Here is a 21,117-nt window from a genome sequence, read left to right as displayed (position 1 = left end):
GCTGACTATTGATGGGCAAGATTACGAATTGCCGATCTGCTCTCCCACCGCTGGTCCAGATGTTTTGGACATCCGCAAGCTTTATGGTCAGGCTGGCGTGTTCACCTATGATCCAGGCTTCACATCGACAGCCTCCACCGACTCGACCATCACCTTTATCGATGGCGGCAAGGGTGAGCTTTTGCACCGTGGCTATCCAATCGATCAGTTGGCGGCAAAATCACACTACCTCGAAGTCTGCTATTTGATGCTTTACGGTGAGCTGCCCTCCGCGACCGAGCTGGAAGACTTTGAAAGCCGCGTGACCAATCACACGATGCTTCACGAGCAAATGATGAACTTTTTTCGTGGCTTCCGTCGCGATGCTCATCCAATGGCTATCATGGTTGGCGTGGTGGGCGCGATGTCTGCATTCTATCACGACTCCACCGATATCGCTGACCCATGGCAGCGCGAAGTCGCGTCCATCCGTTTGATTGCGAAGATGCCAACGATTGCAGCGATGGCCTATAAGTACCACATCGGCCAGCCTTTCGTATATCCGCGCAACGATCTGGATTATGCGTCTAACTTCTTGCGTATGTGCTTCTCCGTCCCGGCGGAGGAATATCAGGTCGATCCGATCCTTGCCCGCGCGATGGACCGTATTTTCACCCTGCACGCGGATCACGAACAGAACGCATCAACGTCCACAGTTCGTCTCGCCTCCTCCTCCGGCGCGAACCCATTCGCCTGCATTGCAGCAGGTATCGCCTGTCTTTGGGGCCCGGCCCACGGCGGCGCAAACCAAGCCTGTCTTGAGATGCTGCGTGAAATCGGCACCGTTGACCGCATTCCGGAATTCATCGCCCGCGCTAAAGACAAAGAGGATCCATTCCGTCTGATGGGCTTTGGCCACCGTGTCTACAAGAACTTCGACCCCCGCGCGACCGTGATGAAGGAAAGCGCGGATGAGGTGCTCGACCTACTGGGCGTGGAAAACAACCCGACGCTACAGGTCGCCAAAGAGCTGGAAAAAGCGGCACTCGCCGACCCATATTTCGCGGAGAAGAAGCTGTTCCCGAACGTGGATTTCTATTCTGGCATCATCCTCGAAGCGATGGGCTTCCCCACATCAATGTTCACGCCGATCTTTGCACTGTCGCGGACGGTTGGGTGGATTTCACAGTGGAAAGAACAGCTCTCCGATCCAGCCCTCAAAATCGGCCGCCCACGCCAGCTTTATATGGGCGAAACGATGCGTGACTACGTCGATATCGAGAAACGCTAAGACGGCGGGCCGCTCTTGAGCGGCCTTTTTTTGATGGTTAGGCGGTAACGTCGTGATCGTAGAGCCATGAGAGTCGTTTCAGGAACGCATCGGGCGCCACCCGCCCAATGCCTTTGAGGGCCATCTGAGACACCACGCGGCGTGATCCAGATAGGTGATAGTTGACAGCATTGGCATTCGCAGCCGCAATGGCGCGTTTTACGCGTGGCACCCGCGTCGCCTGAAAAGTTAGAAGGCCCTCCGCCACACCCAACTCCCCAACTGTCCGCGCCAAGACATAAGCATCCTCAATTGCCAAATTTGCGCCTTGAGCCAAAAATGGGAGCGTCGGATGCGCCGCATCGCCGAGGATCGCGAGACGCCCGGACTGCCACCGCTCCACCAGCTCATGGCGGAAGAGGCCCCAGAGGTGTGATTGTTCAGCACGACCCAGCAACTCTCTGATACTGGGCGCAAAATCTGAAAACGCTGATTGCAGATTTGCTAGATCATCTGGGTGTGACCAGCCTTCCTCCGCCCAGTCTGACCGCTCCTGAACCGCAACGACGTTAATTTGGTCGGAGCCCAATGGATAGGTCACGATATGCTTTCCCGGCCCCATCGCGATCTGCGCACATGGTTCCATGTTGCCAGGCACAATCGCCCGCCATGCGACCTGCCCGGTGAAGAAAGGTTCACTGGCTCCATTCAACAAAATTCGGCCTATCGAATGAATACCGTCTGCAAAGACGACGAGGTCGAAGTCAGTGGCTTGGGACCCGCCCGCTGACAGATCACTTTCAAAGGTCACTTGACCATCTGGGGTGGCACTCAGCACGCGAGTGTCGGTTCGCAAGACCACGCCCCGCTTCCCGCAGGCCCCCGCCAACAGGTCGATGAGTTTGGCGCGATGGACGAAATGATAAGACGGGGACTGCTTAGTAAGACCAAAAGCTGTGATCGGTTTGCCGGTCAGCCCATCTACGGGCACCACAGCCTCCGACACCACACCGAGGACCGACAATTGTTGCAAAAGCCCCAGTGCATCTAGCACGCGGCCCGCGTTTGGGGTAATCTGAATCCCTGCTCCAACCTCAGTAAATTCTGGCGCTTGTTCAAAAACACAAACGGTTGCGCCGCGGTCAGCAAAAGCAAGCGCTGCGGTCAAACCGCCAATGCCACCGCCGACAATGCCAACGGTGGTGTCTGTTAGATCAGTCGTCGCGATGGACTTTCTCACGGCGCTCGTGGCGTTCTTGCGCCTCAAGGCTCATCGTCGCGATCGGGCGTGCATCCAAACGCTTGAGGGAAATTGGCTCCCCCGTAATGGCGCAATAACCGTATTCACCCTCGTCAATGCGACGCAGTGCGGCGTCGATTTTGGTGACCAGCTTGCGCTCGCGGTCACGGGTACGCAGTTCCAACGCGCGGTCCGTTTCCTCTGACGCGCGATCTGCAACGTCGGGAATATTGCGCGTTTGATCCTTCATACCGGCAACGGTATCGCTGCTGTTGTCGAGAATGTCGTTCTTCCAATTCACCAACTTCCGACGGAAGTATTCGATCTGGCGATCGTTCATGAATGGTTCGTCTTCTGCAGGACGGTAATCGTCATCCAAGAAAACTTCAGCTTTCATGCTCATTTCCCTTCAACTTCCCTTTTGGGCCGGGCTACTCGGCGACAAAAGATACTCCCCTTACGAATTGTGCCTCCTCTACGCCTTTGCGGGCGGACTGTCACCCCCAAAAACAGCTGGATACGGACTGTTGATGCAGCGACAAAGCGCGCATAGGGTGCGCAGAAATTTTTGATGAGGCAGACATGCGATTCCAAGGCACTGAAAGCTATGTGGCAACCGAAGATCTGAAAATTGCGGTCAATGCCGCCGTGACGTTGGAACGCCCTCTACTGGTCAAAGGCGAACCAGGGACCGGCAAGACCGAGTTGGCGCGTCAAGTCAGCGCCGCTTTGGGCCTGCCAATGATCGAATGGCACATCAAATCGACCACGAAAGCGCAGCAGGGCCTTTATGAATACGATGCTGTCAGCCGCCTGAGGGACAGCCAGTTGGGTGATGAGCGTGTCCACGACGTCAAAAACTACATCAAGAAGGGCAAACTTTGGCAGGCGTTTGAAGCTGGCGAAAAGGTCGTGCTTCTGATTGATGAGATCGACAAAGCGGACATCGAGTTTCCCAACGATCTTCTACAAGAGCTCGACCGGATGGAATTCCACGTCTACGAAACTGGTGAAACGATCAACGCGGACAACCGCCCGATCGTCATTATCACGTCAAACAATGAAAAAGAGCTGCCAGACGCCTTCCTGCGCCGCTGCTTCTTTCACTACATCCAGTTCCCCGATGCTGACACGATGCGCAAAATCGTTGAAGTGCATCACCCCGGCATCAAAGAGGCGCTTCTGACGACCGCCCTGACCCAGTTTTATGAAATCCGTGACACGTCTGGCCTGAAGAAAAAGCCCTCCACGTCAGAGGTTTTGGATTGGCTGAAATTACTTCTGGCCGAAGACCTCACAGCGGATGATCTGATGCGGGATGGCGCAAATGCGCTGCCGAAGCTCCACGGCGCATTGCTGAAAAACGAACAAGACGTGCATTTGTTCGAACGACTGGCGTTTATGGCCCGCGGCCAACGCTGATCCTGAGTCTTCCATGCAACGCGGCACTGAATTCTGCGCCGCGCTTACTTTAGTGGATGATTTACCTCCCTCTTCCATAGTTGATGGTGCTGACCCCGATCATGAGGGTCCGCAGCCCACTGCGGTTGGGCTGACGGCACGAAGGAGAACAGATCAGTGGCATGGCTGTCTCAGGCATTGTCTTTGCGCCCTTTTGGGCCGCTCAATCGTCTGCGCGACCAATTTCTTCCACCCAACAGTCTCATCGCCCGCCGGTCGGGCATTGCCGCTCTCTGCCTGCTTGTCGCCTGTGCGCCTGTCAATAATGATCCAAGCGCCGTCACCCGCGCAGCAAACACGATCCAGACGCTTCCGCCGCTGAAGGCCTTTGGCGCGTCCACCGTGCGGCCTGCAAGCCGCTCCAACACGGAAATTGCACAAGACTTCATGGATCTGTCTTTCCGCATGGAAAACGGTCGTCGCCTGCCAATCCTGACCCGCTTTGACGGGGCAATCACGGTGCGCTTCGAAACCGTGCCATCGCCAAGCCTGACCAATGATCTGACCGCCCTGCTTACTCGACTGAGGGGGGAAGCTGGGATCAGCATCATGCGGACCGATGCGTATACTGCGAATATCACAATTGAAACGATCCCGCAGCGCCAGTTGCAGCTCGCCGTGCCGCATGCGTCGTGCTTTGTCGTGCCGAACGTCACCTCATGGGCTGATTTTCAGCGCAATCGCCGCACCAAAGCCCTCGATTGGGCCACGCTCACCCACCGCGACACCGCCACGATCTTCATTCCGGCGGAGGCTACCCCGCAAGAGCAGCGCGACTGCCTGCATGAGGAATTGGCGCAGGCTTTGGGCCCGCTCAATGATCTCTACCGCCTACCCGACAGCGTCTTTAACGATGACAACATCCATCCAGTGCTGACAGGGTTCGATATACTGATCCTGAAAGCCTATTACGCGCCCGAATTGGCCAACGGCATGACGGCAGGCCAAGTGTCCAACCGGATCAACGGCATTCTCGCGCGGCTCAATCCCGCAGGCGAATTGCAACGGTCCGAGCGACCAAGGCAAACATCGCCAGAATGGATGGACGCGATGCAAACCGCCCTTCTGCGCGGATCGGCCTTGGCACGCCGTCAACGCGCAGCAGAACGCGCCATCGCACTCGGCGAACGCCAAGGCTGGTCTGGTCCGCGCCAAGGCTTTGCACATTATGCCTCTGGCCGGTTGCTGATCCGGTCTGATCCGGAAGCGGCGCTCAGCGCGTTTGAACGCGCCGATAGCTTCTACCAAGCCAGCCCCGATATGGAAATTCACCGTGCCCATATCTCCGCCCAACGGGCAGCCTTCGCCTTGGCGCGCGGTGATGTTGAAGGGACCCTGTCCATCACCGACGATGCGATCCCCGTGGCGTACCGCCACCAAGACGCCGCCCTGATGTCCACCTTGATGATGTTCAAGGCCGAAGCCTTGGACATGCGCGGCAATGCCCAAGCCGCTGAGACGGTCCGACTGGACAGTCTCGGCTGGGCAAGATACGGCTTTGGTTCAAACCGAAACGTTCAGGCGCGTTTGGCCGAAATCGCGGCGCTGCGCCCCTTCTAGAAGGATCACAGCATGATCTACCCCTTGGCAGGTCTTTTGATCGGCGCAATCGTCGGTGCGGTCCGTGCAAAGATGCGCGGCGGCAAACTGCTCGACATGCTGCAATGGGGCGCGGTCTTCGCCATGATCTTTGCCCTTCTCGGTCTCTTCCTTCTGATCTTTATTGAGCGCAGCTACACCTAAATGTTCCTGCCGTTTTTCGACAATCTGAGACGCGCCAAAGTTCCCGTCAGCCTGCGCGAGTTTCTGTCGTTCTTGGAAGCGATGAAGGCCGGTCTTGCGACCTATGATATCGAAGCCTTCTACTTCCTCGCCCGCGCAATCATGATCAAAGATGAACGCCATATCGATCGCTTTGATCAAGCCTTCGCCACCACCTTCAAAGGGCTTGAGGCAATCTCCACCGCCGAAGTCCTCGACGCGGTCGACATTCCTGCGGGCTGGCTCGAAAAGCTCGCCGAAAAACACCTCAGTGATGAGGAAAAAGCAGAGATTGAGGCCCTGGGCGGCTTCGACAATTTGATGGAGACGCTGAAAAAGCGGCTGGAAGAACAAAAAGGCCGCCACCAAGGCGGCAGCAAATGGGTCGGCACGGCAGGCACGTCGCCCTTTGGTGCCTATGGCTACAACCCCGAAGGTGTGCGGATTGGCCAAAAAGAAGGCCGCCACCGCCGCGCGGTCAAGGTTTGGGACAAGCGGGAGTTTCGTAACTTCGATGGCGACGTCGAATTGGGCACCCGCAACATCAAGGTCGCTTTGAAGCGCTTGCGCCGCTGGGCCCGCGATGGCGCGGTGGAGGAGCTTGATCTGCCGGGCACGATCCGAGCCACAGCAGAACACGGCTATATCGATGTCAAAACCCGCCCCGAACGGCGTAACGCCGTCAAAGTGCTGCTGTTTCTGGACATCGGCGGATCAATGGACCCGCATGTGAAGATCGTGGAAGAGCTTTTTAGCGCCGCACGAGCCGAGTTTAAACACATGGAGCACTTCTATTTTCATAACTGCCTTTATGAAGGCGTGTGGAAAGACAACCGCCGCCGCTGGAACGCACAAACCCCAACATGGGACGTGCTGCGAACCTATGGCCCAGATTACAAATGCATTTTCGTGGGCGACGCCAGCATGTCCCCTTATGAGATTGCCTTCGCGGGCGGTGCCAATGAGCATTGGAACCCAGAGGCGGGTCAAGTTTGGCTCGAACGCGCGCGTGACCAATGGCTAGGGCATCTTTGGATCAATCCGGTGCCTGAGAAATACTGGGGCTACACCCAATCCATCGCCATGATCCAACAAATTTTTGGCGCTGACCGCATGGTCCCGATGACCCTGTCGGGGATAGAAAGCGGGATGAAAGTCTTGGGCAGGTAACGCTTGACCTGACACTACGCCTTCAGGACTATCATTCACATGACATTGCATTTTAGTGAAACCGAATATGCCACCCGCCAAAGCCGTGCGACTGAAGCTCTTCAAAGGTCAGGTCTCGACGCGCTTTTGATGTTCGCGCCTGAAAGCCAATATTGGATATGCGGCTACGACACGTTTGGCTTTGCTATGTTCCAATGCCTTGTTCTGACATCCAAGGGCGACCTGCACTTGCTGACACGAACGCCTGACTTGAGACAAGCGCGCCTAACCTCAACCCTAACTGATGCGCAAATCCACATCTGGCCGGATCAAGAAGCGATCGACCCCGCCCGGCACCTTGCCGCTTTGTTGGCAGAATTGGGCATCTCTTCCAATATTGGTTTCGAGAGCGCAACAGCGGGCCTGACTGACGCCAACGGACAAGCCATTCGCAGAGTAATTCCAAACCTCATCGATACTTCGGAGTTGATCCGCGACCTCCGTCGTGAAAAATCAGAAGCCGAAGTTGCCATGCATCGCAAAGCAGCAAAATTGTCGGATGACGCGTTGGATGCCGCCCTCGACATTGCCGCCCCAGATGCTTTCGAAGGCGACATACTGGCCGCGATGCAAGGCGCTGTATTCAAAGGGGGTGGAGATTATGCAGGCAATGAATTCATCATCGGGTCCGGTGACAGAGCATTACTGTGCCGATATTTCTCCGGCCGGCGGCATCTGAGTTCGCAAGACCAACTCACACTTGAATGGTCAGGCACCTTCGCCCGCTATCACGCAGCCATGATGCGAACGATTGTGATTGGAGAGCTGTGCAATACACAAAAACGCATGCATGATCTGGCAGAAGAAGCGCTCATAGCCTGTGAAACGGCCATCCGACCAAACGCCCCGATGGGAGATGTCTATGCGGCGCATGCCGCCGTATTTGATGCGGCTGGAATGGGTCATGCCCGGTTAAAGGCCTGCGGTTATGGAATGGGCGCGGTCTACACTCCGATCTGGGTAGATTTCCCCATGTTCTACGAAGGCAATCCATTGCTCATGCGAAAGAACCAGGTGTTTTTCTTGCATATGATCTTGATGGATGACGAAACTAAACTTGCCATGACGTTGGGCCACTCTGTTCTTGTCACGGAAAATGGATGCGAACGACTGTCGCGACATAATACCTCAGTTTGCGTCAGATGACACTGTGAAATCGGCCCCCATATTAGCACCATGATAAAATTTTTTCCGATGCTTCTGGCCGTGCTCTATGGCCTCGCCCTCTATCGGTTTTCTGTCTGGCGCACCTCGCGAGAGCTCGACACCAATTCGACCGAATTGGCTGACACAAAGCTCAAGGCCCTAACCGATCAGATGGCCCGCGCCTTGGATATCGAACGGATCAAAGTCCACATTTACGAGATTGAACCAGTTAACGGCCTTGCTGCCCAAGATGGGCGCATCTTCATCACGCGTGGGTTCTATAACCGCTACCGCGCGGGTGACGTATCAGCAGAAGAGATGGCCTCCGTCATCGCGCATGAACTGGGGCATGTGGCGCTGGGACACTCCCGTCGTCGGATGATCGACTTTTCGGGTCAGAACGCGATGCGCACCGCGCTCGCTATGATCCTTGGACGCTTTATCCCGTTTATCGGGCCGTATCTCGCCAGCTTCGCGATGAGCTTGCTGGCCGCACGCCTGTCGCGCGCGGATGAATTTGAGGCAGACGCCTATGCCTCCGCACTCTTGGTGAAATCGGGCATCGGAACAGCCCCGCAAAAATCGCTGTTTGAGAAGCTGGAACATCTCACCGGCGCACGCGGCGCAGCCATCCCTGCATGGATCATGAGCCACCCCAAGACCCACGTCCGCATCGCAGCGATTGAGGCGAATGAAGCGAAATGGCAGGGCGCGGCGAAGTAGTCTATTCCGCCGCGATCTTCGCCTTTAGCATGGGTTTGAGATACCGACCGGTGTGGCTGCCCTCGACCTCCGCCACCTGTTCTGGTGTGCCTTCGGCCACAACCTGACCACCGCCATCGCCGCCTTCCGGCCCGATATCGATGATATGGTCGGCGGTTTTGACTACATCGAGGTTATGCTCAATCACGATCACCGTGTTACCTTGATCCACAAGCTCATGCAGCACATCCAACAGCTTGCGCACATCTTCGAAATGGAGGCCGGTGGTCGGTTCATCGAGAATATACAGCGTGCGTCCGGTTGAGCGTTTCGCCAATTCCTTCGACAACTTCACCCGCTGCGCTTCACCACCTGACAACGTCGTAGCCTGCTGGCCCACCTTGATATAGCCCAAGCCAACCCGCATCAGCGCGTCCATCTTATCGCGAATAGACGGCACCGCTTTGAAGAACTCTTGTCCTTCTTCGACGGTCATGTCGAGCACATCCGCAATCGACTTGTCCTTGAACTTAATCTCCAACGTTTCGCGGTTGTAGCGCGCGCCTTTGCAGGTTTCACATTCAACATAAACGTCGGGGAGGAAGTGCATTTCGATCTTAATAACACCGTCACCCTGACAAGCCTCGCAGCGCCCGCCTTTGACGTTGAAGCTAAACCGCCCAGGCTTATAGCCCCGCGCCTTCGCTTCTGGCAGACCAGCGAACCAATCACGGATCGGGGTGAAGGCGCCCGTGTAGGTCGCTGGGTTCGACCGTGGCGTCCGGCCAATTGGACGCTGGTCTATATCAATCACCTTATCTAGATGCTCGAGGCCCTTGACGGTCTCACAAGGCGCAGGTGTCTGCCGTGCGCCGTTCAGTTTCATCGACGCGGTCTTGAAAAGGGTCTCTATGGTCAACGTGGATTTGCCGCCACCCGAAACACCCGTGACGCAGACAAACTTGCCCAGCGGGAAATCAACGGTCACGTTTTGCAGGTTGTTACCCGTCGCTTTGACGACTTGCAGCTTTTTGCCGTTGCCCTTCCGCCGTTCTAGAGGGACCGAAATCTCCCGTGTGCCGATAAGGTATTGACCCGTGATCGACGCGCCGTTTTCCATGATCTGCTGTGGTGTGCCTTCAGCGACGACCTGACCGCCATGCACACCCGCGCCCGGACCGATGTCAAAGACGTAATCCGCCTCGCGCACCGCTTCCTCATCATGTTCAACAACGATCACGGTGTTGCCCTGATCTCGCAGGTTTTTCAGCGTTGTGAGCAAGCGATCGTTGTCGCGCTGGTGAAGGCCGATGGACGGTTCATCCAAGACATACAGAACGCCCGTCAAACCGGACCCGATCTGGGACGCCAGCCGAATCCGCTGGCTTTCACCACCTGACAAAGTGCCAGAACTGCGCGACAGCGTCAGATACTCCAGCCCGACGTTATTGAGGAAGCCGAGCCGCTCCCGAATTTCTTTCAAGATCGCTTTGGCAATCTCGTTCTTCTGAGGTGTCAGCGCGTCAGGCACCGTCAGGCACCAGTCGTAGGCTTCCTTGATCGACATCTGCACGACCTGACCCACATGCATCAGGTTGTCCGCCTTCCCGATCTTCACCGCCAAAGCCTCCGCCCGCAGGCGATAACCGTTGCAGGTGCCACAATGACGGTTGTTTTGATATTGCTCAAACTCTTCGCGGATCCAGTTGCTGTCCGTCTCGCGATAGCGCCGCTCCATATTCGGGATCACGCCTTCAAAGGCCCGCTCCACCTGATAGACGCGGCCACCTTCGTCATAGCGGAACTTGATCTCTTCCTCGCCGGACCCGCGCAGGAACACTTGCTGGACCTTTGGATCAAGGTCTTTCCAGCGGTCGTTCTTGTTGAACCCATAGTGTTTGGCGATGGCTTCAATGGTTTGCAGGAAATAGGGGCTTTTGCCCTTCCGCCACGGGGCCAGCGCCCCATCTGCGATCTTCAGCGTCACATCTGGTACGACCAATTGTTCGTCAAAGAACAGCTCAACGCCCAAGCCGTCACAGTCCGGACAGGCCCCAAAAGGCGCGTTAAAGGAAAAGAGACGCGGCTCAATCTCTGGAATGGTGAAGCCAGACACAGGGCACGCAAAATTTTCGGAGAAGGTGACACGTTCAGGATCACCCTCCGTCGGCGCGGTTTCCAGAATACAAATGCCGTCTGCCAAATCCAAAGCGGTGCGGAAACTGTCGGCCAAACGGGTCTCTATCCCCTCCCGCACGACAATCCGGTCGACAACAACGTCGATGTCATGTCGGAATTTCTTATCGAGTGTTGGCGACTCATCCAGATCGTAGAATTCACCATCAACTTTTACACGTTGGAAGCCCTGCTTGCGCAGTTCCAAAAACTCTTTGCGGTATTCGCCCTTCCGGTCGCGGATGATCGGGGCCAGCATGTAACCGCGTGTCCCCTCTTCAATTGTCATGACACGGTCGACCATGTCCTGCACCTGCTGCGCCTCAATCGGCATCCCTGTGGCCGGCGAATAAGGCGTCCCGACACGCGCGAACAAAAGCCGCAGATAGTCGTAAATCTCGGTAATTGTCCCGACGGTCGACCGCGGGTTTTTGGAGGTCGTCTTCTGCTCAATCGAAATCGCCGGCGACAGGCCAGCGATGTGATCCACATCCGGCTTTTCCATCATGTCGAGGAACTGCCGTGCGTAGGCCGACAGGCTTTCCACATACCGCCGCTGCCCTTCGGCATAGATTGTATCGAAGGCCAAAGAGGACTTGCCAGAGCCCGACAGCCCCGTAATCACAACCAACTGATCCCGAGGAATATCAACATCAATCGATTTCAGATTGTGCTCCCGCGCACCGCGCACTTCGATATTTTTGAGTTCTGGCATGTAAGCCCCCATGGCGTGTTGCTGGTTAGATAACGCGCTAAATCAATTACGCCACCCACAGTAAGGAACAAAGAAAGAACATGCGGGAAATTATTTTCGCCAAGGGTGAGGTATTCCTGACCTCTCCTGACAAAGCCTTTGCTGGATCAATGCACTGTGGTCTGGTGGGGTGAATTTGTAGAATGGGATATTGTTATGCGCTTTTTGACAGCCTGCGCTGCCACGGCTTTGGCAGCGTCTACCGCTTTTGCACAAGACCGACCAAACACCATCCTTGTCATGGATGGGTCGGGCTCCATGTGGGGCCAGATTGATGGCGTCGCCAAAATCACCATCGCTCAGGATGTGGTGGGCGATCTGTTGGAGTCGATCCCGACGGAACGCGGCAACTGCACGGATATTGAGACGGTTGTCGCCCCTGCCCCGACACCGCTGACGCAATCCGCGCTGCCGTCTCCGGCATCAAACCGTTGGGCAAGAAACCGATGACAGATGCCGTCATCGCCGCTGCCGAGGCGCTGCGCTATACTGCAGACACGGCAACAGTGATCCTCGTCTCAGATGGCGTTGAAACCTGTAATCCCGATCCTTGCGCCGCAGCCGAAACCGGTGGCAAATTCCTAACCGCCGACACAGCCGACCAGTTGGTCGAGGCTTTGACAGAGGTCGCAGTTGCAATCCCCGTGCAAGAGCCGGAGCCGCTGTTTTCAACCGGCAAACTGACGGCAGTGATCGAGGGGACCGATATGATGGTCGACGGGCCAGTGCACTCGGACATTAATGATGGCGATGGGCTCAATCTGGACGATGTGACGGGCAACCCACTGATGCAAGATCTGCCATAAGGATCCCATGTCGCCAACGCCTACTGCGTCGCGCTGGGGACAGACCTTAACAAGCAGTTTGTCGTCATAGGCGGCAAACCCGCTGAGGTGAAGATTGCCTTCCCCGACCCTGTTGAAACCGCGCGTGTCATTGCGCCAAGCGTAGCACCGCTAGGCTCCACGATTGAAGTGGGCTGGGACGGGCCAGGGGAGGATGACGACTATATCGGCATCGGCAAAGTTGGCGCGACGGGTGCAGATGCGTGATAAAACTTCACCTATCTGCGAGACGGAAATCCGTCACCCTGATGATGCCCCAGAAGAAGGCCCGCATCTGATCCAATACTTCAAAGCCGACGGTCGCGACCCCCTTGGCGGTGCGGAGATTATGATCACGGGTGTTGAGATCAGCGTGTCACCTTCCCGCCGAAGAAGAGGCTGGCAGCACAATCACCGTCGATTGGGTCGGACCCAATTACAAGGGTGAATACATCTGCATCGGACAGGTCGGCGCGACAAACAGTGCGGCATTGCAAGCCTACGGCTACACCGATGCGGGCAACCCTGCGATAATCATGCTACCTGAGGAGCCCGTCGATTATGTCGTCACTTACTTCATCGGCCTCGATCGATCTGTCGCGGGGCAGGTGCCATTGACCGTCGATAAAGAAAGAGCCGCCCGATCAGGGCGGCTCCTCATCCCCTCACGGGGCGCAATAATTACATGTGGATGACCTGCCCGTAGGCGTCCAGAACGCTTTCGTGCATCATCTCTGACAGTGTTGGATGCGGGAAGACGGTGTGCATCAGGTCTTCTTCCGTTGTCTCCAACTGGCGCCCGACGACATAGCCTTGGATCAATTCGGTCACTTCAGCGCCGACCATATGGGCGCCCAAAAGCTCACCCGTCTTAGCATCAAACACGGTCTTGATCAGGCCTTCAGGCTCACCCAGCGCAATCGCCTTGCCGTTGCCGATGAACGGGAAGCGGCCGACCTTGATGTCATAGCCCTTCTCTTTCGCCTGTGCCTCAGTAAACCCGACGGAGGCCACTTGTGGATGGCAATAGGTGCAGCCCGCAATGCTTTCCGGCTTCACCGGATGCGGATGCTTGCCCGCAATCAATTCGGCCACCATCACGCCCTCATGGCTCGCCTTGTGCGCCAGCCACGGTGCGCCCGCGATATCGCCAATGGCAAAAAGCCCATCAACACCTGTACGGCAGTATTCATCGGTCACGACATGGGTGCGATCAATTTTCACGCCCAAGTTTTCGAGGCCGAGGTCTTCAACATTGCCCACAATCCCGACAGCGGAAATCACCGTGTCGAACTCCAGCTTTTCAACCTTGCCGCCCGTCTCAATATGCGCGGTGACTTTGCCGTCGGCGCGGTCCAACTGCTTGACCATGGATTTCTCCATGATCGTCATGCCTTGCTTGACGAACTGCTTCTTGGCGAATTTGCTGATCTCTTCATCTTCGACAGGCAAAACGCGGTCCATCACCTCGACAACGGTGGTATCCGCACCCATCGTTTTGAAGAAACTCGCAAATTCTATGCCGATTGCGCCGGAACCGATAACCAACAGCTTCTTGGGCATACGTTTGGGCTGTAAGGCATGCTTGTAGGTCCACACCAGATCACCATCCGCCTCCAAACCCGGCAATTCGCGCGCCCGCGCGCCGGTGGCCAAGACGATGTTCTTGGCGGCCAGCTCTTCTATGCCCTTCTCGGTTTTCGCCGACACCTTACCTTTGGCAAGGATCGTCGCCTCACCAATGATTGTGGTGATCTTGTTCTTCTTCATCAGATGAGCAATGCCACCTGAGAGTTGCCCAGCCACGGCACGCGACCGTTTGACAACTGCGTCGAGGTCAAATCCCAGCTTGTCAGCAGTCAGACCAAATTCTTTCGCGCGGTGCATCAGATGGAACACTTCGGACGACCGCAACAGCGCTTTGGTCGGGATACACCCCCAGTTCAAGCAGATGCCGCCCATATGTTCCCGTTCGATGATGGCGACGTCCATGCCCAACTGCGCACCCCGAATGGCAGCCACATAACCACCTGGACCTGCACCAATCACGATCAAATCAAACGTCTTCGCGGCCATGAGCCTCTCCCCACAGAAATTATTTTGTTTAGCATTAAACTATTTTTTCCAGCCCTGCTAGTGACGTAGGGGAATTGCGGGTATTCGCGCGACGCAAGGCTCGCGCACGGGTCATCGTTTCTAGATCTTTGGAATAGCTGCGGCCCTAGGCCACTTCCTCGGCCATCTGCAGCTCCCGCAGAATGACGCCATAGCCACCGCCAGACATAAACTTTTCCTCAGCCTCGCTGGATGTCCGGCCCAAAACCTCGTTCCGGTATGGGAAGCGCCCGAAACGGCGGATGATCTCACGGTGCGCGCGAGCATGGTCAATATTGTGATGGCCGGTTTCTGGCATCCGTGTCATGAACAGACGGACCGCTCGGTCTTGGTCGCATTGGTTTTCCGAATGCATCAGTGGCATGTAGAAAAACTGTCGCGCAGGCTCATCAATCCTAAGATCCCAGTCGCGGCTGATGGCGAGTTTCGCAGCCGCCAGAGCCGCCGCATCCAGTTTAAAGGAGTCCGGAGATTCACGATGCATGTTACGCGACAATTGATCGAGCAGGATGATATAAGCCAACGTCTCTGACGCACAGGTTAGCCAAAGCCCAAGCGACCCTTCCTTGGCCCGCTCCCACGTTGGCAGGAACTTCTCCCGAATTTCGGCATCCAGCGCATCAACCCTTGCATACCAGCCTTCGGCTCCAACCTCATCCAACCAAAACGACAACACATCTTGAGGCGTCATAATCGTAACTCCGCGTCTATCTTACGAATTAGCCAAACACCTTCCCCAAGGGAAGGCAAATTATTTTGCGCTAACGGTCAGGATTCGTCTTCTTCTGTCTCAATATAGACCTCCTGCGCAATTTCGGCAGCAACCTGTGTGGTCGCCGCCGAGACAGGAACATAGGACACAGCCTCGAAATCCAAATCGCCACGTGGACGCTGGATCATCCGGAAGCCCGCATAACTGGCTACAGCAATCAAGAGCAGCGCAGTGAAAAGCCAGAAACCTTCGGCGCCCATGGTCTCCATCATCCAGCCCACGATAATGGGGCCCATAATCGCCCCCACCCCGTTGATCAGCAGCAGACCCCCAGCGGCTGCGGCCATATCCTCTTTCTCAAGATAGTCATTCGCATAGGCGATCAGCAGCGCGTAAAGCGGGTTTGAGGTGCCGCCAACAATGGCCGCAGAAATCAGGATAACGGTGAAATTCCCTGTCCAGATAAACGCGACCAGGCCACCCAGCCCCCCAATGGCCGTGGTCAGGATGATCAAAATGCGTCGGTCGATACGATCGGAGAGCCATCCAATCGGCCATTGCGCCACTAGCGCAGAGACATAGACCACCGACACAAAAAGCGAGATTTGAGAGACGGTTAGCCCCGCTTGCGAGCCATAGACCGCACTCATACCAAATTGGGCGGAGAAGACACCCCCCAACAAAAACATCCCAACGCAGGCCAAAGGCGATGCCGCAACAAGCTGTTTCATCGTCATCCGTTTCGCCTGTTCAAACGCAGGCGTCGGGCGGATCGACAACAGGATCGGCGCAAAGGCCAAAGAGACGAAGACAGACGGAATGATGAACAGGATATAGCCCGACACATCGCCTTGCGTGATGATGTATTGCGCTGCAACGATCCCCGCCATTTGAACCATCAAATAGATCGACAGCGCTTTACCGCGCGTCTCATTCGAGGACGCATCGTTGAGCCAGCTTTCCGCAGTGATGTAGACGCCGCAAAAACAGAACCCGACAATAACGCGCCCAATGGTCCACGCCCAAGGCTCCGTCAGCACGGGATAGAGGATCAGGACCGCAGACACAGTCGAGCCCAAAGCCGCAAAGACCCGCACATGACCCACCCGCTGGATCAGCAAAGGCGTCAGGCGCGAACTGAAAAGGAAGCCCACAAAATATGCGGACATGACCACGGACAAGGCAAAAGTGGAAAAGCCCTCAAGCTCACCCCGCAAACCCAGCAGCGTGCCTTGAAGGCCGTTACCGATCATCAGCATGAACATGCCAAGGAACAAGGCCCAAGAGGCGTTGAATACCTGTATCATAGCCGTCGCTTTCTATGCGTTGGTCATCAAAGTTTACTGTTGGCCGTGCGGTCGGGGTCTTGGTCGCAAACGACTCGCCTTGTCGCGAATGGGCTCTAGCGCCCCTTTGGCATCAAAAGAGACGCATCGCCATAGGAAAAAAAGCGATATTCGTTTGAAATCGCCTGCGCGTAGACCTCTTTGATCCGCTCCGGCCCCAGCAATGCAGAGACAAGCATCATCAAAGTCGATTTGGGGAGGTGGAAGTTGGTCATCAGAGCGTCTGTGATCTGAAACTCAAAGCCCGGCGTGATGAAGATATCAGTTGGCCCATCCCAAGCGTGAAGTTCGCCATCCTTAGCTGCACTCTCGACCAGCCGCAGCGCTGTCGTCCCCACAGGGATCACCCGCCCCCCTGCCGCTTTAGTCGCGTTCACCGCATCCGCCGCAGTTTGCGAGACATGGCCAAGCTCTGCATGCATCTTATGATCTTTGATGTCGTCAACCTTCACAGGCTGGAACGTCCCTGCCCCCACATGCAAAGTCACATAGGTGAACGTCACGCCTTTGGCTTTCAGCGCCTCCAACAGCGGACGGTCAAAATGCAAAGAGGCCGTGGGCGCAGCCACCGCACCGCTGTGTTTCGCCCACGCGGTTTGGTAGTCGGTCTTGTCCTGCTCATCCGCGGGCCTCTTTGCCGCAATATAGGGCGGCAAGGGCATTGCCCCGACATCGGCCAGGGCCGCGTCAAAGGCTTCACCTTCACAGCTAAACTTCAGGCGCGCCTGTCCATCCTCCCGCCCGACCATCGTCGCCGAAAACGCATCAGAAAAGGTGATGACTTCCCCGTCTTTCACTTTCTTCAACGGCTTCACCAAGGCTGACCATGTGCCATCGGATTTGGGTTCCAACAAAGTGACCTCAATCGCCGCCTCTGTCAGACCGGCCTCGCCATCCCGACGCCGTACACCCAACAATCGTGCAGGGATAACTTTGGTGTCGTTCAGCACCAATCGGTCGCCTGGGTTGAGCAGATCGACAAGATCGGTGACCTGCAAATCCTCAATCGTCTCTGGCCCAGCCACCAACAGTTTCGCCGATGACCGTGGCTTGGCGGGCCGTGTCGCGATCAGCGCCTCGGGCAACTCGAAATCAAAGTCGGACAGCTTCATTGGCCAACCTGAGGTGCGGGCCTGCGGAAAATCTCGCGGAACATGCCGGGTGTCAGCGCGGACAAGGGGTTCACAGCGACCGATGGCGCGTCTGATGGCCCCCGCAATGAGAAATTAAACCCAATCAACCCTTCGCCCTTTCGCGTCAAAATGGATCCAATCCCGTTCAGCAAATACACAGGAGAGATCACACCCTGAAAATCCATCTGCTTGCTGGCCAGCGTGTAGAGCCCGTCCAAAGAAATGCCAAGGCCCGGCCCTACCGCGCTCGATTGGGTCACAATCACTTGTGTGGGCGTCAGGCGGAACTGTGCGTCGACCTCTTCGAAGGCAAGGCCCTGCCCGTCCAGCTGCTGAAGCAAGCCAACGACGCTGACCGCGTTGAGCAGCGCCGCCATCGCGGGCGCATCCCGCACCCTCAGACCGACGATCCGCAACGCGCCGTCAAACCTGCCCTCGCCTTCCGTTGGCAGCAGCGTGAGATCAAGCGTACCACCGATGCCATTCTTCAAGAAACCAGCAGCAGCTACGGCCCCACCCGCATCATCACTTTGAATGCGCACGGCGGAGCGGCCATTGCGCGGGGCTACGACACCGCGCACCTCCGCCTGACCGTTCACACGCCCGCGAAACTCACCCGACAAGCCACCTGTGCCATCAAACTCACCGCTGAAATTGGTCAACGCGATCCCTTCTGTGATCTGCAACCGATCGAGCGCAACGGTCAAAGGTCCGCGATCCCCACTGGCACCGCCCCCAAGCTGCGCCCGTCTGAGGTCAAGCGTCCCACCCGCCATTTCAATGGCCACCGGCACGCCGGCCCCGCGCCCGCGTACGGTGATCGGCGAGTTCAGCCAACTGCCCATTTGCACTCGTGCAAACCGTGCTTGGCTCAACGACCCATCAGGCCGCAAGCGCACAGCGCCTACAGCGCTCAAACCGCCGCCCGAAATCTCGATCCGATCAATGCGGGCGGGCTGGGCGAATTCACCTTCGACACTCAAAACCCCTTCGCTGGCCTCTGGCAGCCTCCACCCCAACGCAGGGATCTCGACACTGACACCGCGGAGGTTTGACGAGAGGGCAAACTGCGGCGGTTGATCTTTGGGCAAAGCTATTTCGAAATCGGCGCGACCACGACCATCGATTGAGCCTGGCGGTAGAGCGATGTCAAACCCATCTAGAAATCGCTGCGACAGCTCCACTTGCCCCGTCAACCTGCGTGCGCTGTCTTCGCCGAACGTCTGCTCAAACCGAGCAATCACAGGAACTCCGCTTAGACGCGCAGGCCCAGAAATGATCAAACCATCGCGGTCCACATCCAAATTCAACGACACCGACCGAAGATCTCGATTGGGCACCAAGCGATTGCTCCGCACCCGATTAATGTCGGCCTCGAACGCATATTCGACTTCATTGTAGGTCATTTTGGTTTTCATCGGGACTTGAACAAGCCCGTCCACAACGACCTGCCCATCGGCCACATCAACCGGAAGATTGGCGCGTTTCATCAGCTCAAAGGGTTTCAAATCCATCGTCGACAGTGCGGCGGGCAACGCACCTTTGATCGCCAGCTTTATCTGCATGGGTCCGTGTTTGACGGTGAAATCGGGGATGAACATCTCTGACCCTGCAAAATCGAGCACGCCACCCTGCGGGGCGACGACCACGCCTTCTGATAGGGCGATGGCAAAGCTGTTGCCTACAAAGCTGGCATAGCCGCGCCCACGGATCAGCGGCGCCACTTCTTTCAGGAATTTAACTTCTGCCTCGTCAAATTCATAGCCAAGGCTGAAATTGGGCGCCTGCCCTTGCTTCAATCGCAGCGCCCCAACCAGATCGGTCACATCGCCTGCGCGGACGTTTGCGGTCAGCCAACGCCGCGCACCGGGTTTGGCGTCAATGGGCCACCAAGCAAAGACACTCTCAGGATTTGTGCGCGCTACTTCGAAATCAACGGCCGCCTCCCAGCCGTCGTCGCCCGCCGAAACCTCCCCCGATGCCACCACCGGCAGCGCGTCATCCTCCAAAACCACCTGTCCGATATCGACGGTAAACGGATCAAGCCGCAGCCGCAGATCGACGCTGGCCCGATCCGACTCATGCCGCGCCTCGAACACGTCAGGCGGGTCGATCAAGATGTCTGACATGGCCAACTGCATGATAATTTCGCTTGGGAGGCCGTCGGCCCCGATATCTAGCAGCGCCTGCCCCTGTGCGTGCATTCCACCCCAATCCGTAGACAAGCCGACATCGGAGAACTGCACAGACTGGTTACGTGGGTCGTAGACAAGGCGCGCAGTGACCTCATCAAAGGCCACAGGCGTCGCAGTTTCCGTGGGACGCAACGCACCTGCGGACAGATCAAGCTGCGCCTCAACCGGACCCAGATTGCTGGCCGCATCCAAAGTCACATCGGCTTTGATGCTCACATCCGCGTCCACCGCTGTCAGCCATGCCAAGGCCGCGGACTGGAGCGCGATCACATCGGCTGGCGCTTCTTCAATCTCCGCATGAATCGCAGTTGTCCCCTGCACCCTGTCGCGCAGAAAGGCGGCGCTCACGACCGCCCCCTTCTGCCCCTCTTCAATCAGGTGCAGCGTGGCGCGGGCGTTCGTCTCCTCCCCCCGCAGATCAAGCGCGATGTCGCCATCGACAAACTCAAAGTCACGACCCGCGCGGTCATCCTCAAAAATCAAGTTCAAGTTGCTGAATTTGACTTGCTCCAATGCAACCAGCGCCGGACGCTCGAACAGTGCATCCAGTCGCAAGAGCTGACCCTGCAAATCCAGTGCCTCTTGTTGGCCTTCCTCATCCAACTCAAAGGATAGCGCAAAACCACCACCCGCATCGCGACGCAAACGGAACTCTGTGCCCGCCAGCGTAACTTCTTGAAAAAGCGCCACTTGCTCAAACAAGACACCCCGCGGCGACAAGAGCCCCTCAATCCTGTCCACCGCCGCGAGCCGCACGCCATTAGCGTCAAAGAACTCCGTCTGTGTCAGTGTCACTCTAGGATGCAGATCGTGTCCTACCCGCACGGTCATTGCGTCAAAGTCGAGCGACCCACCCGCCAGCGCCTCCGATGCGCGCTCAATCACGGTGGTCTTGATCCAACTGGGCGCGGTCACTTCGCGATCAAACATCATGACCAACGCGACCAAGCCAAACAACAACGGCGCAGCGGCCACCACCACGATCGCGCGCAAACTCAGCCAGCCGCGTCGCCGCCGCTTGCGCTTTGCGTCCTCAAGCTCTGGATCGGTTTCAGCCATGCGCCCCCTTTAACTTCCCCCGTTGTGCCCTAAAAC

General features: G+C 56.8%; 19 protein-coding genes. 11 read left to right on the top strand and 8 right to left on the bottom strand.

Annotated elements, in window-relative coordinates; translation table 11 throughout:
• The first annotated feature begins 1 nt into the window (after position 1).
• Entirely contained in the window at positions 2 to 1,270 is a 1,269-nt protein-coding gene (gltA, locus tag ACTF5F_RS06640; protein WP_438956087.1) for a citrate synthase, read from the top strand.
• 37 nt (positions 1,271 to 1,307) lie between these two features.
• Here the strand turns inward: gltA and ACTF5F_RS06635 are convergent, their stop codons facing one another.
• Together ACTF5F_RS06635 and dksA are read right to left on the bottom strand one after the other, a co-directional pair.
• Complete coding sequence (locus tag ACTF5F_RS06635; RefSeq protein ID WP_438956086.1) at positions 1,308 to 2,489, bottom strand: FAD-dependent monooxygenase; 1,182 nt, start codon at positions 2,487 to 2,489, stop codon at positions 1,308 to 1,310.
• Positions 2,464 to 2,886, bottom strand: coding sequence for an RNA polymerase-binding protein DksA (gene dksA / locus ACTF5F_RS06630; RefSeq protein WP_438956085.1), 423 nt, complete (start codon positions 2,884 to 2,886; stop codon positions 2,464 to 2,466). Before dksA ends, ACTF5F_RS06635 begins: the two co-directional genes overlap by 26 nt.
• A 185-nt stretch (positions 2,887 to 3,071) precedes the next feature.
• Between dksA and ACTF5F_RS06625 the strand changes: the two genes are divergently transcribed.
• From ACTF5F_RS06625 to ACTF5F_RS06600, 6 genes are all read left to right on the top strand, one after another.
• Positions 3,072 to 3,911 carry an AAA family ATPase gene (locus ACTF5F_RS06625; RefSeq protein WP_438956084.1) on the top strand — a complete coding sequence of 280 codons (840 nt, stop codon included), beginning with the start codon at positions 3,072 to 3,074 and terminating at the stop codon, positions 3,909 to 3,911.
• A 156-nt stretch (positions 3,912 to 4,067) separates the two neighbouring features.
• Positions 4,068 to 5,510: a DUF2927 domain-containing protein gene (locus ACTF5F_RS06620; protein WP_438956083.1), complete on the top strand. Its 1,443-nt coding sequence runs from the start codon at positions 4,068 to 4,070 to the stop codon at positions 5,508 to 5,510.
• A gap of 12 nt (positions 5,511 to 5,522) precedes the next feature.
• Positions 5,523 to 5,693 (top strand): hypothetical protein, encoded by a 171-nt coding sequence (locus tag ACTF5F_RS06615; RefSeq protein WP_438956082.1) that lies wholly within the window; start codon positions 5,523 to 5,525, stop codon positions 5,691 to 5,693.
• Positions 5,694 to 6,881, top strand: coding sequence for a vWA domain-containing protein (locus ACTF5F_RS06610; RefSeq protein ID WP_438956081.1), 1,188 nt, complete (start codon positions 5,694 to 5,696; stop codon positions 6,879 to 6,881). It begins immediately after the preceding gene.
• A 39-nt stretch (positions 6,882 to 6,920) separates the two neighbouring features.
• Entirely contained in the window at positions 6,921 to 8,066 is a 1,146-nt protein-coding gene (locus ACTF5F_RS06605; protein ID WP_438956080.1) for a M24 family metallopeptidase, read from the top strand.
• A 30-nt stretch (positions 8,067 to 8,096) separates the two neighbouring features.
• Positions 8,097 to 8,789, top strand: a complete 693-nt coding sequence (locus tag ACTF5F_RS06600; RefSeq protein ID WP_438956079.1) for a M48 family metallopeptidase — start codon at positions 8,097 to 8,099, stop codon at positions 8,787 to 8,789.
• Position 8,790: 1 nt separating this feature from the next.
• On the opposite strand, the gene uvrA is transcribed toward ACTF5F_RS06600, so the two are convergent.
• Positions 8,791 to 11,658, bottom strand: coding sequence for an excinuclease ABC subunit UvrA (gene uvrA / locus ACTF5F_RS06595; protein ID WP_438956078.1), 2,868 nt, complete (start codon positions 11,656 to 11,658; stop codon positions 8,791 to 8,793).
• A gap of 195 nt (positions 11,659 to 11,853) precedes the next feature.
• Here uvrA and ACTF5F_RS06590 point away from each other — a divergent pair, with 195 nt between their 5' ends.
• The 4 genes from ACTF5F_RS06590 (at position 11,854) to ACTF5F_RS06575 (ending at position 13,216) form a co-directional block, all read left to right on the top strand.
• A complete protein-coding gene (locus ACTF5F_RS06590) occupies positions 11,854 to 12,147 on the top strand; it encodes a vWA domain-containing protein (protein WP_438956077.1) in 294 nt (97 codons plus the stop codon).
• Positions 12,144 to 12,503, top strand: a complete 360-nt coding sequence (locus ACTF5F_RS06585; protein ID WP_438956076.1) for a hypothetical protein — start codon at positions 12,144 to 12,146, stop codon at positions 12,501 to 12,503. Before ACTF5F_RS06590 ends, ACTF5F_RS06585 begins: the two co-directional genes overlap by 4 nt.
• An 87-nt stretch (positions 12,504 to 12,590) precedes the next feature.
• Complete coding sequence (locus ACTF5F_RS06580) at positions 12,591 to 12,749, top strand: hypothetical protein (protein ID WP_438956075.1); 159 nt, start codon at positions 12,591 to 12,593, stop codon at positions 12,747 to 12,749.
• Between the two features lie 134 nt (positions 12,750 to 12,883).
• Entirely contained in the window at positions 12,884 to 13,216 is a 333-nt protein-coding gene (locus tag ACTF5F_RS06575; protein ID WP_438956074.1) for a hypothetical protein, read from the top strand.
• Here the strand turns inward: ACTF5F_RS06575 and lpdA are convergent.
• The 5 genes from lpdA to ACTF5F_RS06550 form a co-directional block, all read right to left on the bottom strand.
• Positions 13,203 to 14,597, bottom strand: a complete 1,395-nt coding sequence (gene lpdA, locus ACTF5F_RS06570; RefSeq protein WP_438956073.1) for a dihydrolipoyl dehydrogenase — start codon at positions 14,595 to 14,597, stop codon at positions 13,203 to 13,205. The two genes, ACTF5F_RS06575 and lpdA, sit on opposite strands and share 14 nt — an antisense overlap.
• Positions 14,598 to 14,742: 145 nt before the next feature.
• Entirely contained in the window at positions 14,743 to 15,330 is a 588-nt protein-coding gene (locus ACTF5F_RS06565) for a DUF924 family protein (protein WP_438956095.1), read from the bottom strand.
• Positions 15,331 to 15,404: 74 nt separating this feature from the next.
• Entirely contained in the window at positions 15,405 to 16,655 is a 1,251-nt protein-coding gene (locus ACTF5F_RS06560) for an MFS transporter (protein WP_438956072.1), read from the bottom strand.
• 95 nt (positions 16,656 to 16,750) lie between these two features.
• Complete coding sequence (queA, locus tag ACTF5F_RS06555) at positions 16,751 to 17,806, bottom strand: tRNA preQ1(34) S-adenosylmethionine ribosyltransferase-isomerase QueA (protein WP_438956071.1); 1,056 nt, start codon at positions 17,804 to 17,806, stop codon at positions 16,751 to 16,753.
• The gene (locus tag ACTF5F_RS06550) at positions 17,803 to 21,081 is read right to left on the bottom strand and encodes a YhdP family protein (protein WP_438956070.1); all 3,279 of its coding nucleotides are present in this window, start codon (positions 21,079 to 21,081) and stop codon (positions 17,803 to 17,805) included. The genes queA and ACTF5F_RS06550 overlap by 4 nt, the downstream gene beginning before the upstream one ends.
• Between the last annotated feature and the right edge of the window lie 36 nt (positions 21,082 to 21,117).

The sequence above is a fragment of the Cognatiyoonia sp. genome (genome assembly GCF_965661665.1).
Lineage (GTDB): Bacteria > Pseudomonadota > Alphaproteobacteria > Rhodobacterales > Rhodobacteraceae > Cognatiyoonia.
Note: the sequence above shows the minus strand (reverse complement) of the source record. Positions and strands in the feature narration are given on the sequence as shown.

What these genes read in the sequence shown, in the direction of transcription:
- queA (WP_438956071.1), bottom strand. Translation starts at nt 17,806, where the DNA reads ATGAAGCTGTCCGACTTTGATTTCGAGTTGCCCGAGGCGCTGATCGCG.
- ACTF5F_RS06590 (WP_438956077.1), top strand. Translation starts at nt 11,854, where the DNA reads ATGCGCTTTTTGACAGCCTGCGCTGCCACGGCTTTGGCAGCGTCTACC.
- ACTF5F_RS06615 (WP_438956082.1), top strand. Translation starts at nt 5,523, where the DNA reads ATGATCTACCCCTTGGCAGGTCTTTTGATCGGCGCAATCGTCGGTGCG.
- lpdA (WP_438956073.1), bottom strand. Translation starts at nt 14,597, where the DNA reads ATGGCCGCGAAGACGTTTGATTTGATCGTGATTGGTGCAGGTCCAGGT.
- ACTF5F_RS06610 (WP_438956081.1), top strand. Translation starts at nt 5,694, where the DNA reads ATGTTCCTGCCGTTTTTCGACAATCTGAGACGCGCCAAAGTTCCCGTC.
- ACTF5F_RS06605 (WP_438956080.1), top strand. Translation starts at nt 6,921, where the DNA reads ATGACATTGCATTTTAGTGAAACCGAATATGCCACCCGCCAAAGCCGT.
- ACTF5F_RS06560 (WP_438956072.1), bottom strand. Translation starts at nt 16,655, where the DNA reads ATGATACAGGTATTCAACGCCTCTTGGGCCTTGTTCCTTGGCATGTTC.
- dksA (WP_438956085.1), bottom strand. Translation starts at nt 2,886, where the DNA reads ATGAAAGCTGAAGTTTTCTTGGATGACGATTACCGTCCTGCAGAAGAC.
- ACTF5F_RS06550 (WP_438956070.1), bottom strand. Translation starts at nt 21,081, where the DNA reads ATGGCTGAAACCGATCCAGAGCTTGAGGACGCAAAGCGCAAGCGGCGG.
- ACTF5F_RS06625 (WP_438956084.1), top strand. Translation starts at nt 3,072, where the DNA reads ATGCGATTCCAAGGCACTGAAAGCTATGTGGCAACCGAAGATCTGAAA.
- ACTF5F_RS06585 (WP_438956076.1), top strand. Translation starts at nt 12,144, where the DNA reads ATGACAGATGCCGTCATCGCCGCTGCCGAGGCGCTGCGCTATACTGCA.
- uvrA (WP_438956078.1), bottom strand. Translation starts at nt 11,658, where the DNA reads ATGCCAGAACTCAAAAATATCGAAGTGCGCGGTGCGCGGGAGCACAAT.
- ACTF5F_RS06600 (WP_438956079.1), top strand. Translation starts at nt 8,097, where the DNA reads ATGATAAAATTTTTTCCGATGCTTCTGGCCGTGCTCTATGGCCTCGCC.